Consider the following 17,293-nt stretch of genomic DNA (forward strand, 5'->3'; position numbering starts at 1 on the left):
GCGGGCTCTTTCGATAACACGAAACACGTCGGCGGCATTACGCGGGGCGGCGCTTTGCCGCCGCCTGGTGGATTGCCGCACGTACCCGTGGATAGGTGCCGCAACGGCATACGATGTGCGACATCGCCGTGTCGATGTCGGCGTCGGTCGGTTTGGGATTGTGCTTGAGCAACGCGCAGGCCGCCATGAGTTGCGCGCTCTGGCAGTAGCCGCACTGCACCACGTCGAGATCGATCCACGCGGTCTTCAATGCCTGTGCTTCAGGACCCTGCAAGCCTTCGATGGTCGTGATCTTCTGCGTGTGCAGGCTCGACATGAGCGTTTGACAGGCAAAGCTCGGCTCGCCATCCACATGGATCGTGCACGCGCCGCAAATACCCAGGCCACAGCCGAACTTGGTGCCGGTCATACCGAGTTCGCAACGCAGCACCCACAGAAGCGGCATGTCGGGCTCGGCTTGTACCGCCACCGCCCGGCCGTTGATGTTCAGCGATCCCATCGGCTGTCTCCTTCGTCCTAGTCCCTAAGTTTTTGAATCCGGGGTGCTTCACGCGAGCTTCAACGGCAGCGAGCGCAAACGCTGGCCGGTTAGCTTGAACACCGCATTGGCCACCGCCGGCGCGACCGGCGGCACACCCGCTTCGCCCACGCCTTGCGGATGCATCTGGCTGGGCATGATGTCCGTGTCGATTACTGGGCAATCGTCGATCCGCACCACGGGAAAATCCGTAAAGTTTTTCTGCTGCACCTGGCCGTTGACGAGCGTGATCTCGTCCTGCAACGCGGTGGAGAGACCGAAGACGACCGCGCTCTCCATCTGCTGACGAATCAGATTCGGATTCACCGGCATGCCGCAATCGATCACGCAGACCACCCGATGCACGCGAATCTTATTACCAGGCCCGATCGACACTTCCGCGACCTGCGCGACCACGCTACCGAACGCCTCGTGCAACGCGACGCCACGCGCGCGCGGCGCGCCGTCGGCGGCACGCGTCAACGGACGTTCCCAGTCCGACAACGCCACGACGCGCTTTAACACCGCCAGATGCCGCGGATGCTGCTCGAGCAGCGCGGCGCGAAACGCAATCGGGTCTTTGCCGGTCGCTACGGCGAGTTCGTCGGTGAAGCCCTCGGTGAAGAACGCCTGATGCGAGTGGCCGACCGAGCGCCAGAACCCGACCGGCACCGGCAATTCGACGATCTTGTGCGCGACACGCGCGGCGGGCCATTCGTAGGGCTGATCGAACGCGCCTTCGCAGGTGGTCTTGTCGATGGGAAGGCGCGGGGCGCCGTAGTAGCGCGCGAGCGCTTCCGGCACGATCGCCTGACTCGCCGACGTGGCCTGCCACGCCACCAGCTTGCCGTCGTTGTCGAAACCGGCCTTCAGCCGCGACAGGCATGCCGGACGATAGAAGTCGTGCGTGAAATCCTGGGCCCGCGACCAGAGGGTCTGCACCGGACGGCCACCGCCCTCGCGCGCAATCGCCGCGGCCTGAGCGATGAAATCCAGCTCCAGACGACGTCCGAATGCGCCGCCGATCAGAAGCGTTTGCACGTCGACCTTGTCGACATCGAGGTCCAGCACTTTCGCCACATGATGCCGCGCGAGGCCGGGCATTTGCGTGGAGACCCAAACCGTGGCCGCGCCGTCCGCGACCTGCACGGTGCAGTTGAGCGGTTCGACCGCGCCATGCGCGAGATACGGCGCGCGATATTCGGCGCTGACGGTGCGCGCCGCCCGGCTCAACGCGGCATCGACGTCGCCCAGGTGGTAGTACGCGTGGCCGTCGCTGTCGTCGAGTGCTTGCGCAAGCCGGCGGTCCACGTCCGCGTTCGAGAGCTTCGCTGCCGGGCCGTCATGCCAGGTCACGTCGATGGCGGCAACCGCGTTTGTCGCGCGAAACGGGTTGTCGGCGATCACCGCGACACCGCCGGTACCGCCGCTGTACGGCGCGACGGCGAACGCCTTGATGAAGCCCGGCATTTTCCCGGCGGCCGTTGCGTCGAACTTTGCCACCGAACCGCCCAGTGTTGGACACATCTCGACGCTCGCGTAGAGCAGGCCGTCCGGCAGCACGTCAATGCCGAAACGCGCCGTGCCGTTGATCTTCGATGCCGCTTCGATACGGCGTAGCGGTTTGCCGATCAGCTTGAAGTCGGCGGGATCTTTCAGCGCCACCTTGCGCGGCAGCGCCTGCTGCGCGGCCATCGACGACAATTCGCCGAAGCTCGCCTTATGGCCCGACGGGTGCAGCACCTGACCGCCTTCAGCGCGGCATTCACCGGCCGGCACTTTCCATTGCGCGGCCGCTGCGCTGATCAGCATGGCGCGCGCCGAGGCGCCGGCTTCGCGCATCGGCGTCCATAGGTCGTTGATGCTCGATGAACCGCCCGTCATCATCGTGCCGGCTTCGCGCACCAGCTTGCGGGTCATCCAGACGGTGGTGCGCTTGACGGTGCTGTCGTCGTCGGGGCGAAACGGCAGGTCGTCGATGATGGCTTGGACGCTGTTGTAGATCTTGTCGATGGGCGAGTCTTCGACGCGCACCTGCGACCAGTCGGCGTCCAGTTCTTCGGCAAGCAGCATCGCAAGGCCGGTGTGGATGCCCTGCCCCATTTCCGCCTTGCACATCATGATCGTTACGCTGTTGTCGGCGGCGATCTTGACCCAGCCGTTCAGCGGCACCTGCGTGCCTTGCGCCGGCAGCGGCATGGAGGCGGTCAAACGCTGCCCCGGCGGCAGCACCGACCAGCCGACCAGCAACGCGCCGACAGCGCCGGCGCCGCCGAGCAGAAAGGTTCTGCGTTTCAACATGGCATGGTTCGATCAGCTTGCACGATGGCTGGGAAGCTGTGAAAGCGCGGGTCGGCGCCTGGCGTTGTTCCTCGGAATAGTAATAAGACGGGAGAGTGGATGTGGGACTTAAATGCGTGGGTTCAGGTCAAGAGGCGCGGGGCGGGGGGTGAGGAGGATGGCGGAGATTGAGGGAAGTCGTGGGGTGTTTCATTAAATGGGGTGGGGAATGGGATGCGCCGGCTCGCGCCGCCGCACCTCCCCTTCTTCAACCTCACCGCCGGTTCGACCCCGACACCACATCGATCCACACGGCCAGCACGAGAATGCTGCCCTTCACGATCATCTGCCAATAGGCGTCGACGTCGAGCATCGACATGCCGTTGTCGAGGCTGGCCATCACCAGTGCGCCGATCAGCGCGCCGTAGACCGTGCCGGAACCGCCGCGCATCGACGTCCCGCCGATGAAGCACGCGGCAATCGCATCGAGCTCGCCCATCGATCCCGCCGAAGGCGAACCCGCGGCCAGCCGCGCCGTATTGACGATGCCGCCGAACGCGCACATCAGCCCCATCAACGCGAAGATCGCCAGCTTCACTCGATTGGTGTTGACGCCCGAAAGCCGAGTCGCTTCGAGGTTCGAGCCGACCGCATAGATGCGTCGCCCGAACACGGTCTGCGTGGCGATCCACGTGAAAATACCCAGCAGCGCGAGCAGCAATAGGACCGGCACCGGAATGCCGCCGTAACGATCGAGCGTCGCAACGAAGCCGGCGAGAATCACACCCGCGCCGACCACCTTCACCACGTCCTGCCAGAACGGCACCACACGCAACTGATAGCGCTCGCGGTTGCGGCGCTGCCGTATCGTCAGAAACGCCAACAGCAGAAACAGCACCACCGCGAGCGTATCGCCCGCGAGCCGCGGCAAATAACCTTGGCCGACGAACACGAAACTGTCCGACACCGGCGCGATTGTCGAACCGCCTGTCACGCCGAGCAGAATGCCCCGATAGGCGAGCATGCCGCCGAGCCCGACAATGAACGAGGGCACGCGCCGATAGGTCGACCACCATCCGTTGAACATGCCGACCAGCACGCCGAGCAGCATGACGACCGGCAACGTGACGCCGATTGGCCAATGGCGGTTGACGTCGAGTATCGCCGCCACGCCGCCGAGCAAACCGAGCAACGACCCAACCGACAGGTCGATCTCGCCGGCGATGATCACGAACACCATGCCGCACGCGAGCATGCCGGTAATCGACATCTGCCGCAGCAGGTTCGACAGATTGCGCGGCGTGACGAACGCGCCGTGCGTGAGCACCGAAAAGAAAATCCAGATCGCGGCCACGGCGATCAGCAGCGCGAGAATCTTGTAGCGCGCGAACAGTTGCTGAATGCGCTGCGGACCGCCGAATGCGCCTCGCGGCACGGCTTCGTCGGCGCGTTGGGAAGTAACGTCGGGCGTCATGCGGCACTCGCTGCGGTTGGGTTCGGGGATCGCTGCACGGGACGGATCGCGGCGCTGAGAATGTCCTCCTGCGTGAGGCCGTCGTTGATGAAATCGCCTCGCAACTCGCCTTCACCGATCACCAGCACACGATCGCTGATGCCGAGCACTTCGGGTAATTCGGAGGACACCATCACGATCGACATGCCGCGCTGCGCCAGTTGAAAAATCAGCTTGTAGATTTCGTATTTCGCGCCGACGTCGACGCCGCGGGTGGGTTCGTCGAGAATCAGCACCTTCGGATTGGTCAGCAACATGCGGGTCAGCACGGCCTTTTGCTGATTGCCGCCGGACAGACTCGCGATCGACAACATGGGATGCGCGGCACGCACCGAAAGCCGCTTCATCTCCGTATGAATCGTATCGAGTTCGGCAGCGGAGTCGATTCGCCCACCCGATGCAAAGCGCTCCAGCACAGCCAGCGTGATGTTATGGCCGACGCTCAGCCCCGGCACGATGCCGTGCCGTTTGCGATCTTCCGGCACCATGCCGATGCCCGCGCGAATCGCATCGACGGGTGCGCGAATCTTGAGCGGCTTGCCATCCATCACCACGGTCGCCTCGCTCACGCCGGGATACGCGCCGAAGATCGCCTGCATCAACTCCGTGCGCCCCGCGCCGACCAGACCGGCCACGCCGAGAATCTCGCCATGCCGCAGCGCGAACGAAACATCGTTCACACGCTTGCGACGCGGATTGGTCACGTCGAAACAGGTAACGTGGCGCGCTTCGAAGATCACGTCGCCGATCGGATGCGGCTCGCGTGGAAACAGGTTCTTGATTTCGCGGCCCACCATCAGCGAAATGATGCGGTCGGTGGTGAGCGCGCGCATCGGCTCCGTTGCGACATGACGGCCGTCGCGAATCACGCTGATCGTGTCGCACACGGCCGCCACTTCATCGAGCTTGTGCGAGATGTACACGCAGGCCACGCCGCGCCGCTTCAGATCGCGCACGATGTCGAGCAGAATGCGGATCTCGGAGGAAGTCAGCGAAGACGACGGTTCATCGAGAATCAGCAGCTTGGCGCGCTTGTTCAGCGCCTTCGCGATCTCGATCAACTGCTGATGGCCGCCGCCATAGTTCATCACCGGCTGTGCGGCATTGATCCCGCTAATGCCGAGTTCGCGCAGCAGTTCGTCGGCGCGCTGGTACATCGCGGCGTAGTTCATGCGGCCGCCGGGCAGCGTGATTTCATTGCCGAGAAAGATGTTCTCCGCCACCGACAACTCCGGCACCAGCATCAACTCCTGGTGAATGATGATGATGCCGGCGCGTTCAGTGTCGCGCACACTGGCGGCTTTCAGCGGCTCACCTTCCCAGATGATTTCGCCGTCCCACGTGCCCCACGGATACACGCCGGAGAGCACTTTCATCAGCGTCGACTTACCCGCGCCGTTCTCGCCGCACAGGCCCACGCACTCGCCGGGCGCGACCGTGAGGTCGATGCCGTCGAGCGCCTTCACGCCGGAAAACGCCTTGACGATGCCGCGCATCGTCATAAGAGCTTGCGTCATTCGCTATGCCTCGCTGCAAGGCGCGCGACGGCGCCGATACGCATGACACGCATCGAGGTCCGCCGCGCACACGTTACGCTCATTGGCTCGCGAGCTGGGCCTGAGTATAGAAGCCGTCCTTGACGACTACATCGACATTGCTCTTGGTGAGCAACGTGGGTTGCAGGAGCACCGTGTCGACTTTCTTCTTGCCGTTGTCGTATTGCGAGTTATACGCGGGCTTCTCGCCCTTCGCCAACGCCACGGAGAGCTTGGCCGCTTCGCCGGCAATCAGTTTCAGCGGCTTGTATACCGTCATGGTCTGCGTGCCGGCAATCACACGCTTCACGGCCGCGAGGTCCGCGTCCTGGCCCGACACTGGCACCTTGCCCGCCATGTGTTGCGCGGCGAGCGCCTGGATCGCGCCACCCGCGGTGCCGTCGTTCGATGCGACGATCGCGTCGATCTTGTTGTTATTCGCCGTCAGCGCATCTTCGACAATGCGCAGCGCCGTGGAAGCGCTCCATTCCGGCACCCACTGCTGACCGACCACTTTGATGTCGCCCTTATCCATGGCGGGCTTCAGTATCTTGAGCTGGCCTTCGCGGAGCATCTTGGCGTTGTTGTCGGTCGGTGCGCCGCCGAGCAGGAAGTAGTTGCCCTTCGGCTGCGCGTTGTAGACGCCTTGCGCCTGCAATTCGCCGACCTTTTCGTTATCGAACGAGATGTACGCGTCTACATCGGCATCGAGAATCAGGCGGTCATATGAAACGACCTTGATGCCCGCTTTCTTCGCTTCGGCGACCACATTCCCGAGCGTCTTCGAATTGAACGGCACGATCACGATGACATCCACGCCGCGCGAGATCAGGTTTTCGATCTGCGAGATCTGCCGCTCTTCGCTCGCATCGGCGGATTGCACCGACACTTTCGCGCCGAGTTTTTCCGCTGCGGCGACGAAATAGTCGCGATCGCGCGACCACCGCTCGACGCGCAGATCGTCGATACAGAAGCCAATTTCCGGATGATCCTTGCTCGCATACGCGAGCGGCGCGGCAAGCGACAGGCTGGCGAGCACCGCTCCACACACGAGCGAACTCAATACGGTACGACGCGTTGCGAATTTCATCTCTGTCTCCTTCTTCTGATAGCCGGAATACCGGATTGGACGGTTTGCGCTGCGAGCCGCAAGACCGGACAAGCGACAACCCAAAGCTTCCTATTTCGCGCGGTCGGCGTGGCCGCGCGATTTTTTTAGTGGTGTGGCTACTTTCTGATGCGTTGCTTCTTGAGACGCGGATCAACGTCCGCTGTAAATCGCCTGATTCACGATGTTTTCCATCAACTCCTGATGGCCGCTCGCGTGCTGCGGGTTCAGACCGCGCGCCAGTGCATCCGCCGCCAGTGTGGAGAGCGAATAGTCGCCGGAAAGAATCTTGCGGCCGAACTCCGCTTCCCAGCCCGCGTAACGTTGACGTTTGAATTGATCGAGACGATCGTTTTCGATCAGCACCGCCGCGCGCTCGACGGCGAGCGCGAGGTTGTCGATCGCACCGATGTGGCCGTAGAACAGATCTTCCGGATCGACACTTTGGCGCCGCACTTTCGAATCGAAGTTCATGCCGCCGGTTGTAAAGCCGCCGTGTTTGAGGATTTCGTAGAAGGCGAGCGTCAGTTCTTCCACACTATTTGGGAATTGATCCGTATCCCAGCCGTTTTGCGGATCGCCGCGATTCGCATCGACGCTGCCGAAAATACCCAGCGCGTAAGCCGTGGCGATCTCGTGATGAAACGAGTGGCCCGCGAGCGTCGCATGATTGGCCTCGATGTTCACGCGAATCTCTTTGTCGAGCCCGTGTTGCAGTAAAAAGCCATGCACGGTCGCGACGTCGTAATCGTATTGATGCTTGGTCGGCTCCTGTGGCTTGGGTTCGATCAGCAGCGAGCCTTTGAAGCCGATCTTATGCGCATGGTCGACGACCATATGTAGAAAGCGGGCGAGTTGATCGCGTTCACGCGCGAGGTCGGTATTGAGCAAGGTGTCGTAACCTTCGCGTCCGCCCCACAGTACATAGTTATCGCCGCCGAGCCGTTGCGTCGCATCGAGCGCGTGGCGCACCTGGGTTGCCGCAAACGCGAACACTTCCGGATCGGGACTGGTCGCGGCACCGGCCGCATAACGGGGATGCGAGAACAGATTGGCCGTGCCCCACAGCAGCTTGATGCCCGTGCTCTCCTGCTTGCGCGCCAGATAGTCGGTGATGCGCAAGAAGTTTTCGCTGTACTCCTTCAGGCTCGACCCTTCGGGCGAGACGTCGGTATCGTGGAACGTGTAGTACGGCGTGCCGAGCTTCGAGAAGAATTCGAATGCGGAATCCGCTTTTTGTTGCGCCCGCTCCATCGCGTCGCCGGGTTGCTGCCAAGGACGCCGGAACGTTCCCTGCCCGAAAATATCCACGCCCGGCCAGACGAACGTGTGCCAGTAGCACACGGCAATGCGCAGATGTTCTTCGAGTGTCTTGCCGAGCACCTTCTTGCTTTTATCGTAGTGGCGGTACGCAAGCGGGTTATCCGATTGAGGGCCTTCGTAGCGGATCTCGGGAATGTGTTCGAAGTAAGACATCAGCGTCTCCAGTTTATGGTGCACCGCAACCCGTGCGACGTCGCCGCGCCGGTTGACAAGGTGACGCCATGCTGCCGCTTGCACGATGCATCGGCAATTGCGAAATTGCGCAGCGTGCTTGATGTTTCTTACCGCCCTCGATTTTGTTTCGCACCGGCGCGCGATTCGAGGCCTAGAATAACCAGACGCTTAAAACCGCTGCCGTTCAAATTAAGCATCCAACAGGAGACAAAGGCGTGACGGGTCATTGACCCGCACACCGCTCACCGCCATGACCCGTCCGCAAACACCACAGACGACCCATCGGATCGCGCTGCTGTTCAACGCGAACAAGGTCTACGACCGCGAGATCATCACCGGCATCGGCAACTACCTGCTGTCCACGCGCGTGGCGTGGGATCTGTTTCTCGAAGAAGACTTTCGCTGCCGGCTGACGGGTATAGAACGCTTCGACGGCGACGGCATCATCGCGGATTTCGACGATCCGGCTGTAGGCGAAGCGCTGCGCGATTGTCCTTTGCCGGTGGTCGCCGTGGGATCGTCGTTCGAAGATCCGGCGCATTATCCTCCGGATTTACCCTATATCGCCACCGACAACAGCAAGCTTGTTTCGCTCGCTTATACGCATCTGATCGGCGCGGGTCTCGAGCACTTCGCGTTGTACAGCCTGCCGCAAGCGCAGGAGAACCGCTGGGCCCAACAGCGCGAACTCGCGTTCGCTCATTTGCGCCGCGCGGACGGACATAGCGCGGAGCAGATCGACAGCGAGATGTATCGCGGCCTCTCGACCAGCGCGCCGTCATGGAACCAGGCGACCGAACAGCTCACTGCGTGGCTGCGGGATTTGCCGAAGCCGGTTGGTGTAATCGCAGTCACCGATGCGCGTGCGCGGCATCTGCTTCAGGCGTGTTTGATCGCCGGCATTCCTGTGCCCGAAGAAGTCGCGATCATTGGCATCGACAATGATCCGCTGACCCGCACGTTGACGCGTATTCCGCTTTCATCGGTGATTCAGGGTACTGAGGAAATGGGCCGCACCGCTGCTCACCTTTTGCATCAGATGCTGCATGGCGCGCGGTTTCCGGGGCGGCGCATTCTGGTGCCGCCGGTCGGTATCAACGTGCTCGAATCGACGAAGCACCAACCGCTGGCGAGTCCGTATGTGATGCGGGCGCGGCACTTCATTCGACAGTACGCGTGTCAAGGCATTCGCACCGAACAGGTTGCCGACTATGTGGGCGTGTCGCGCTCATCGCTCGAAGAGTACTTTCGGCGCGAACGGCAGTGCACCGTGCATCAGGAAATCCTGCGCCATAAACTCGATGTCGCAAAAGCACTGCTGGCGAAGCGCGATGCGTCGAGTGCGGAAGTGGCGATCCGTTGCGGCTTCACGTCGCCGCAATACATGTACGCGGTGTTTCGCCGTGAACTCGGCTGTACGCCGCGCGAATACCAGGAGCAGGCGAATTCGACGTCCGCGCCGGGCTGAGCATGCCTATTCTCTTTTCTTCTCACTGACGACATGATCAGCATCGCACAACTTTCTTCCGAGCCGTGGGGCACATTGCGCGGCGGCGATTCCGTCCGACTCTTCACGCTGCGCAACGCGCACGGTATGAAAGTCGCCATCAGCGATCTGGGCGCGACGCTGGTCTCGTGGCATGCACCGGATCGCGCCGGCGTGCTCGGCGATATCCTGCTCGGCCACGACACGCCCGCCGAATATGTGGCGGCCACCACTTACATGGGCGGCCTGATAGGCCGCTGGGCGAACCGGATTGCCGATGCGCGTTTCACGCTCGACGGCATCGAGTACACGCTCGACCGCAACGAAGGCGCGAACCTGCTGCATGGCGGCACGGTGGGGTTTCATCGCGCGCTGTGGGACGTGAGCGAGGACAACGGTGCGTTGCTCATGCGACTGGAGTCGCCCGAAGGCGATGCCGGTTTTCCGGGCAACGTGACCACGCAAGTGCGCTACTCGCTCGACGACGACGGCACGCTGACCATCGCCTATGAAGCGATCACCGACGCCGCGACGCCGCTCAATCTGACGAGCCATCCGTACTTCAATCTCACGGGCCGGCCGGGTGCCGACATTCGCGGCCACGTGTTGTCGATCGATGCGGACCGCTTCTTTGAGGTCGACGCCGCTATGATTCCGTCCAAGCTGGCGGAAGTGGCAGGCAATGCCTTCGATTTTCGGCGGAGCGCGCCGATCGGCGCGCGGCTCGACTGGCCACACGCGCAGTTGGCGACGGCCGGTGGCTTCGACCACTGCTACGTGCTGCGCGATGCCCCCGACGCCGGCACGAACGATGCCACCCCGCCGATGCGCCAGGTTGCCTGCGCCTACGATCCCGGCAGTGGACGCGAATTGACCGTCTCGACCGATCAACGCGGCTTACAGTTTTACAGCGGCAACTGGTTAAAGGGCGACTCAGGACGCGGCGGCATTGCGTATCAAGCGCACGCCGGTTTGTGCCTCGAAGCGGGGGGCTTTCCAAACCAGGTCAATATGGCTGAGCAGGACGAGGTGATCGTGCGGGCCGGCAGCACGTATCTGCAGGTGACCGCGTATCGAGTCGATGTTCGCCAAGGCGTGTAGCGCGATTCTTCATATATTACGGACCACATTACATCAGGCCGACTTATTGTTTGTAGCAACACTGAATTACCGTATCAGTGGTTTCCCCTAGACGACTACCTTCCTAGAATCCGTGGATGGTGCCAAAGATTGCTGCGGCGCCCCATAAAGTATTCTCGGAGGGAAGCATCATGAAATCGCTTATCAAAGCCGTGGCGCTAGTTGTGGTCTTCGCAGCGCCGGTGGCATCGTTCGCACAATCCGAGCAACCGGTCACGCGCGCCGAGGTCAAGGCGCAATTGAAGCAGATCGAACAGGCCGGCTATAACCCCGCGGTCGCAACCGACTCCACCTACCCCGCTGACATTCAGGCGGCCGAAGCTCGCGTCGCCGCACAGAACAATGCAGCGACGGGATATGGTCCATCCACCGCTGGCTCGTCGGAAACCGGCTCTGACGTTCCTGCCGGCAATCCGAATCTGCAAGGTCAGTAGTACGCACTCTGTTTTGGGCAATTCGATGCGAGCGCATGGTTCAGGCATGCGCTCGTATTCGTGCTTCGAATGCCTGGCCATGACAGCGCAATGTCAGAAAGTCCTTTGACGAAAATAATGGCTCGGCTGTCCTCGAGCGGCAGTTCGATGGTTCTCAGCATGCGTTCATGTGCATCGCGAGAACTTCTACTCAACGTCGCTTCGGGTTCTTATCCCGCTGCATGCGCAAAATATGCTGACACCGAACGTTGTTGCCCGGGCGCTTGACGGCGTGCCCCCGACGATTGATCTCGCCCTGGGATACAACAATGCGAATACAAATCCATTGCTCCTTCGGCTTTTATCTCGTGCCGACGAGTTGGTCGCAAACGTTCAAGACCAAAGCATCATCCGATACGCCGTCCAGGTAATGGGCTCGCGCTCGTTGCCCCTGCATGTTGTGCGGTAAGAGCCGTCGTCAACCATGCTCGCCTCGAGATCGAATGGCCGCTTTGCCGGACTGCGCCGCCGTCTGAATGTCAGAGTGGCACAAAACACGAGTGACCCTTCCTGGCCGACAACGCTCAGCGATCCTCAGGTATCACCTGCAACAGCGGTTCGGGCGTCAGCGCGATTTCTCCTGTAAAGGGCCGATCGTGGGAGAGGATGAGCAAAACGGTTGTGGCGAGTGCCGCCGAAAACAGACCGATTGCCACGGCGGATGTCAGCCGGTTGTCGCAATGAACGAACGCGATGGCGAACAGCAGGCACACCGCCAGAAAGGCCAAGCATAACCACTTGATACCATTCACTTCGCTGCGACTGATCAGGATACGTTCGCGACGCACTTCGAGAGCATGCTGCAGGGACGCCGCGACTTCGCGCTGCGCCGTCTGCTGTCCGGGCGTAACGACTGGTAGGGATAGCGTGAACTTCAGTGCGTTGTTCAGCGTGGGAGGACTAACGTTAAGTGTGACGGCTCCCTTCGCCACGAGCGGCCATTCAGTTGTCGCGGTGTACTGGATGTAGTCTCGGACCATCCTTCGCAGTTCGGTCTGGGCTTCATTTGGCAGAACGGCAGACATGACAACAACCGATCGCAACGCACTCGCTTCAGTGGCGACCGCGATATTGGCGCGCGCTGTATCGTTCCAGACCTGCGAGGCCGTGAAGACGATAAATAAGCCGAATATGATACCGAGTGGAGAAAGCAGACCGGGAGAAATTGCCTTGAATGATCGCCCATATCGACCGGCAGCAAGCCATCCGGTGACGACATGGATGGTCGCGCCCGCGAGAAATATCGCACCGAAAGTGACCAGTGCCATCAACCATAACGGCAGCTCGTGTACCCATGTACTCATGATTGTGGTTGCGCAATGCGCAGTCTGAACGGGATATTCCTGGTGGGTCGGGGAGTCCAAACCCCTCAACCAGACCACGAAGCTCCATCGGTAGTCTGTGCGCTCGACCACGTTGCGTCGTGATGGCCGAATTGCCGCTCCGGTCACGCTCTGGGTTGTCTTTAATTCTGCCGCTGGCAGATTGTCACCGATTTGCTTATGGCCGTCGAAGGGCAGCTTCTGGCCGATAGTACTCGCACGACATCAGGCGAGATAGCGGCCGGTTACGGCGCGCTAGATCTCGGTCTGCTCTGAGATCTCGAGTGCATCGTCGACCTCTATGCCAAGGTATCGCACGGTACTTTCCAGCTTGGAATGACCAACACCTGACTACCGTGCATGACATCGCGCACACGGAGATTGACGAGATCACAGCCGCGCAGCCTGCTATCATTGCGACGTTGAACAGCGCCAGATCGCGAACCGAATGGGCATTCTGGAGATGAATCCGGATTGTCCAGATTTCTTTCGGCTTCAGCGGTGGCTTTTGGCCGATTAACTTGCCTTTGTTCCAAGGCTCCCGAGTTTGCCTGGTTGCACGTCGGATGCGTGCTACAAGCCAGGAGCCGTCACTCACCGTTTGTTCGCTGGCCCAGCAGCCGGAACGCCCGGCGCGCCAGTGCCCGCCTCGCTTTGCGGCCGGTGGGCGCCGCAAAGAGCAAGCGGCTCTTCACTCGTGCGGCCAGAAAAGAGACAGCCCTGTGCGTCCGGTGGGCTATCATGCCTATCCTCTCCGAAGTAGCTCCTTATGATTTCCGTCCGTAATGTCACGCTGCGCCGTGGCGTCAATGTCGTACTCGACCGCGCGTCCGTCACCTTCACCCCTGGCGAAAAGATTGGCCTTGTCGGCCGCAATGGCGCCGGCAAGTCATCCTTCTTCGGCCTTCTCAACGGCACGCTGCACGAAGACGGCGGCGAGTTCTCGATTCCCGCCGCATGGAAGATGGGCCAGGTCGCGCAGGAGATGCCGGAGACCGAGCAGAGCGCGACCGACTTCGTAATCGAGGGTGACACCGTACTACTGGCCGCGCAGGCCGAAGTAGCCGCCGCTGAGGCCAGCGACGACGGCATGCGCATGGCGCACGCCTACATGGCCCTGCACGACGCCGGTGCACATGATGCCCCCGCACGTGCCCAAGCGCTGATCCTGGGCCTTGGCTTCAGTGCCGCGCAGCTTAGCCAGCCGGTCAACAGTTTCTCCGGCGGCTGGCGCATGCGACTGCAGCTGGCGCGCGCGCTCATGTGCCCGTCCGACTTGCTGTTGCTCGACGAGCCGACCAATCACCTGGACCTCGACGCGCTGGTCTGGCTGGAAGCGTGGCTCAAGCGCTATCCAGGAACCTTGGTAGTGATCAGCCACGATCGCGAATTCCTCGACGCGGTGACGCACGTGACGGTGCACGTCGACAACGCCAAGCTGGTGCGTTATGGCGGCAACTACAGCAAGTTCGAAGACATGCGCGCTGAGCAACTGGTGTTGCAGCAGGCCGCGATGGCCAGGCAGGTGGACAAGATCGCCCACCTGCAGAAATTCATCGACCGTTTCAAGGCCAAGGCCTCGAAGGCGAAGCAGGCGCAGAGCCGGGTCAAGGCGCTCGAACGCATGGAGAAGATCGCACCGGTGCTTGCCGACGCAGAGTTCAACTTCGAGTTCAAGGAGCCGCTCAACGTCCCGAACCCGCTGTTGTCGATGCTGGACGCGAGCTTCGGCTACGCGGCGCCGACCGGCGCACCACCGGGCACGCCGCCGACGGTCATCGTGCGGGGCATCAACCGATCCGTGCTGGCCGGGCAACGCATCGGCATTCTCGGTGCCAACGGCCAGGGCAAGTCCACTCTGGTGAAGACGGTGGCGCACGAACTGGCGCCGATTGCCGGCGAAATCAGCGAGGGCAAAGGCCTGAACATCGGCTACTTCGCACAGCAGGAACTCGACGTGCTGCGTCCCCTCGACACGCCGATGGAACACATGATCCGCCTTGCCAAGGACACGCCGGCGCACATGCGTGCGCCCGGCCAGAGTGGCACCGAACAATCGCTTCGCACTTTCCTCGGCACCTTCAACTTCAGTGGGGACATGGTCCATCAGGCGGTGAGCACGATGAGCGGCGGCGAAAAGGCGCGGCTCGTGCTGTGCATGATCGTGTGGCAGCGCCCCAACCTGCTGCTGCTCGACGAGCCTACCAACCACCTCGACCTGGCCACACGCGAAGCGCTAGGCATGGCACTCAACGAATTCGAAGGCACGGTGATGCTGGTCAGTCACGACCGGTCCCTGCTGCGCGCGGTATGCGACGAGTTCTGGCTCGTTACCAAAGGTGGCGTCGAGCCCTTCGACGGCGATCTGGACGATTACCAGCAGTTCCTGCGCGACGAAGCCCGTCGCATGCGCGAGCAGGCTGCCGGGGAGCAGAAGATCATCGCCTGAGTTAACCCCGTGGCAGTTCCAGTTTGGAAGCTGCCATAGCCCTCGCATCGAGTCGAAGGGCCGCTTAAGGTTGGGCGTGTGAGCTCACTGATGCAGGATGATGCCACCCGGTTGCTCGATGCCGCCATCGTCGGCAATCAGCCACATTGCTGACGTAGAACCCAGCCCGTCCCAATGACGGCCTAGGCCGATAACTTGTTCCTCGAATCAAGCGTCGACAACAGGCTCATGATCTGTGCGACTCCAGCCCCTGAGTCGCCACCTTCATAGCCGTTACGTCCTCTACGCCAACTTGTCGAAACGTGCTACTCCTATTTCAGCGATACCGAGCAACCAAAGCACGGTAGCGTACATCATCCCTCAAGCCGCTCAACTCCGGGGCGCTGTCGAGAAAAGCAAACCCTCGATAACCTGACTTGAACGCATCGCTAAGCCGACTAATGGCGGCATCGTAGTCCCCGTCGTGTGCTGCGGCGAACGCGAGCTTGGCCTGCGCGACCCCGCCTCCAGTCATGACTTTGTCCATGCTCACAGAAGGCGAAACCGTCGGCTCACCAACGCGATAACGCTGAGCAGCAGATATAACTTCAGGAGGTTCGGCGTTCACGTTTTTCGGTTCACTCCTCCTTACTTCCACGTCTGCCGACTGCTTACTCAATACCGGAGCTTGCGTCGCGGGGCCGAGCCCATTTGCCGAAGTCTCTGCAGCGTTAGTCGGTAACGCCGATGCGTGAACGTCCTCGACGACGCGACGATAGTATACGGGCCCAACAAGAGGTATCTTCAGATACATCCGGTCAGGGCCATCGAAGTAAAACGTAAATCCGACCCCGTACGACAAATCGATCGTCACAGCATCCTTCTTTCCCTCAATACCTTTGATCGGAAGGCTTGCCCCCGTATCGGGACTGACGATCTGTGCGTTCGACACTACGATATCAAGGCCAACCGGCAACTGCACGCTATCGAAAGCAACGCGTTCAGCATGCCAGTGGCCGATGATCGACGGCTCCACGGATTTCGAACATCCGCAGACAATCGCTAACGCCGCGCACAGCGCGGCGGCTCGCCGATAGCTAGAGATGTTCACGTCGTCGTACGATACTTTTTGATCAATGCCGTGAAGCGCGGGTCGTTCCGGATAGCGTCGAGATCGGGGTCCTTCTGCATCTCGTCGAAGTACGAGAACCCGTTCAGAAAACTGGCTTCCAGTTCCTTGAACGCGTCGTCTGTACGGCCCTGCTTCAGCCTCAGCACCGCCATGTTGTAGTAGACCAGCGACTGCTTCGGATCGCGAGCCGCGGCATCGCTCAGTTCTTTCTCGGCATCATCGAGCTTTCCCTGAGACATCTGTGCAATGGCGACCTTGACCATCTCCTTGGCCGCCACCTGGTTGCTGGCCGACTCGGCGCCCGACGCGTCTCCGTTCGAGAGCTTTGCATCACTATCTTTGCGTTGGGCAGTGATAGTCGCCCACGTCAGCGAGCCCCTGAGCGAAGGCCTGCAGGGCCTGCTGTGCGGCCTGCTCGCTCGCGGTATCGTAGATCTGGCGCAACGCCGTGGCGACAGCCTTGCGAACCTTGTAGCTGGCGTGCTCCAGACTGCTACGGATCAGGTGCACGATGCAGGTCTGCACGCTTGTGCGGGGATTAGCTGCGCCGATCGCCTCGGCCAGTCCCTTCAAGCCGTCGACCACGGCAATCAGGATGTCCTGGCATCCGCGCGTCTTCAGTTCGTTGAACACCTTGAACCAGAACTTCGCGCCCACCGCAAAACTGTCCTTGGTTGATGATCGCTAAGACGTGGGCTTGCCCCACAATAAAATTTGATGGTCCCGCCGACGCAGTCGCATCGCCCAGCAAACCAACTCTAACTCTAGTTTTCGGGTCTGGGAAATAAGGCTTGCCAGGCAATTGTCGTTCTGTCTCCGGGCGAATCGTTTCACGGAAAAGTGCGTCCGCCATCATTTTTGT

Annotated in this window: 13 protein-coding genes and 2 pseudogenes; 4 read left to right on the forward strand and 11 right to left on the reverse strand. The window is 61.2% G+C overall.

All coding sequences use genetic code 11. The annotated features are described in order from the left end of the window. Positions 1 to 37: 37 nt before the first annotated feature. From P0D73_RS10950 to xylA, 6 genes are all read right to left on the reverse strand, one after another. A complete protein-coding gene (locus P0D73_RS10950) occupies positions 38 to 499 on the reverse strand; it encodes a (2Fe-2S)-binding protein (protein ID WP_132383888.1) in 462 nt (153 codons plus the stop codon). Positions 500 to 547: 48 nt separating this feature from the next. Beyond that, the gene (locus P0D73_RS10955) at positions 548 to 2,818 is read right to left on the reverse strand and encodes a xanthine dehydrogenase family protein molybdopterin-binding subunit (protein WP_408178574.1); all 2,271 of its coding nucleotides are present in this window, start codon (positions 2,816 to 2,818) and stop codon (positions 548 to 550) included. Between the two features lie 253 nt (positions 2,819 to 3,071). Continuing rightward, positions 3,072 to 4,271 carry a sugar ABC transporter permease gene (locus tag P0D73_RS10960; protein ID WP_132383886.1) on the reverse strand — a complete coding sequence of 400 codons (1,200 nt, stop codon included), beginning with the start codon at positions 4,269 to 4,271 and terminating at the stop codon, positions 3,072 to 3,074. Next, complete coding sequence (gene xylG / locus P0D73_RS10965; protein WP_408178573.1) at positions 4,268 to 5,827, reverse strand: D-xylose ABC transporter ATP-binding protein; 1,560 nt, start codon at positions 5,825 to 5,827, stop codon at positions 4,268 to 4,270. Before xylG ends, P0D73_RS10960 begins: the two co-directional genes overlap by 4 nt. 79 nt (positions 5,828 to 5,906) lie before the next feature. Continuing rightward, positions 5,907 to 6,935: a D-xylose ABC transporter substrate-binding protein gene (gene xylF / locus P0D73_RS10970; protein WP_408178571.1), complete on the reverse strand. Its 1,029-nt coding sequence runs from the start codon at positions 6,933 to 6,935 to the stop codon at positions 5,907 to 5,909. 171 nt (positions 6,936 to 7,106) lie between these two features. Continuing rightward, positions 7,107 to 8,429: a xylose isomerase gene (gene xylA, locus P0D73_RS10975; RefSeq protein WP_408178570.1), complete on the reverse strand. Its 1,323-nt coding sequence runs from the start codon at positions 8,427 to 8,429 to the stop codon at positions 7,107 to 7,109. A gap of 271 nt (positions 8,430 to 8,700) precedes the next feature. On the opposite strand from xylA, the gene P0D73_RS10980 reads away from it, so the two are divergent. The 3 genes from P0D73_RS10980 (at position 8,701) to P0D73_RS10990 (ending at position 11,510) form a co-directional block, all read left to right on the forward strand. Beyond that, positions 8,701 to 9,918 carry a XylR family transcriptional regulator gene (locus tag P0D73_RS10980; protein ID WP_408178621.1) on the forward strand — a complete coding sequence of 406 codons (1,218 nt, stop codon included), beginning with the start codon at positions 8,701 to 8,703 and terminating at the stop codon, positions 9,916 to 9,918. A gap of 33 nt (positions 9,919 to 9,951) precedes the next feature. Further along, complete coding sequence (locus P0D73_RS10985; RefSeq protein ID WP_408178569.1) at positions 9,952 to 11,037, forward strand: aldose epimerase family protein; 1,086 nt, start codon at positions 9,952 to 9,954, stop codon at positions 11,035 to 11,037. A gap of 170 nt (positions 11,038 to 11,207) precedes the next feature. Then, the gene (locus tag P0D73_RS10990; RefSeq protein ID WP_408178568.1) at positions 11,208 to 11,510 is read left to right on the forward strand and encodes a DUF4148 domain-containing protein; all 303 of its coding nucleotides are present in this window, start codon (positions 11,208 to 11,210) and stop codon (positions 11,508 to 11,510) included. A 563-nt stretch (positions 11,511 to 12,073) separates the two neighbouring features. On the opposite strand, the gene P0D73_RS10995 is transcribed toward P0D73_RS10990, so the two are convergent. Then, on the reverse strand, positions 12,074 to 12,853 hold the full coding sequence (locus P0D73_RS10995) for a bestrophin-like domain (RefSeq protein ID WP_408178567.1): 780 nt from the start codon (positions 12,851 to 12,853) through the stop codon (positions 12,074 to 12,076). A 362-nt stretch (positions 12,854 to 13,215) separates the two neighbouring features. Next, positions 13,216 to 13,439 (reverse strand): annotated as a pseudogene (locus tag P0D73_RS11000) (tyrosine-type recombinase/integrase); the annotation flags it as partial. A gap of 201 nt (positions 13,440 to 13,640) precedes the next feature. On the opposite strand from P0D73_RS11000, the gene P0D73_RS11005 reads away from it, so the two are divergent. Beyond that, positions 13,641 to 15,320, forward strand: a complete 1,680-nt coding sequence (locus P0D73_RS11005; RefSeq protein ID WP_408178566.1) for an ABC-F family ATP-binding cassette domain-containing protein — start codon at positions 13,641 to 13,643, stop codon at positions 15,318 to 15,320. 316 nt (positions 15,321 to 15,636) lie between these two features. Here P0D73_RS11005 and P0D73_RS11010 read toward each other — a convergent pair whose 3' ends face one another. The 3 genes and pseudogenes from P0D73_RS11010 to P0D73_RS11020 form a co-directional block, all read right to left on the reverse strand. Then, positions 15,637 to 16,335 carry a hypothetical protein gene (locus P0D73_RS11010; protein WP_408178565.1) on the reverse strand — a complete coding sequence of 233 codons (699 nt, stop codon included), beginning with the start codon at positions 16,333 to 16,335 and terminating at the stop codon, positions 15,637 to 15,639. A 71-nt stretch (positions 16,336 to 16,406) separates the two neighbouring features. Then, positions 16,407 to 16,709 carry a tetratricopeptide repeat protein gene (locus tag P0D73_RS11015; protein WP_408287109.1) on the reverse strand — a complete coding sequence of 101 codons (303 nt, stop codon included), beginning with the start codon at positions 16,707 to 16,709 and terminating at the stop codon, positions 16,407 to 16,409. A gap of 97 nt (positions 16,710 to 16,806) precedes the next feature. Next, positions 16,807 to 17,085 (reverse strand): annotated as a pseudogene (locus tag P0D73_RS11020) (transposase); the annotation flags it as partial. Positions 17,086 to 17,293: the final 208 nt, after the last annotated feature.

Origin of the sequence: Paraburkholderia sp. RL18-101-BIB-B (genome assembly GCF_046026985.1) — a bacterium.
In the GTDB taxonomy this organism is placed as follows: Bacteria; Pseudomonadota; Gammaproteobacteria; order Burkholderiales; family Burkholderiaceae; genus Paraburkholderia.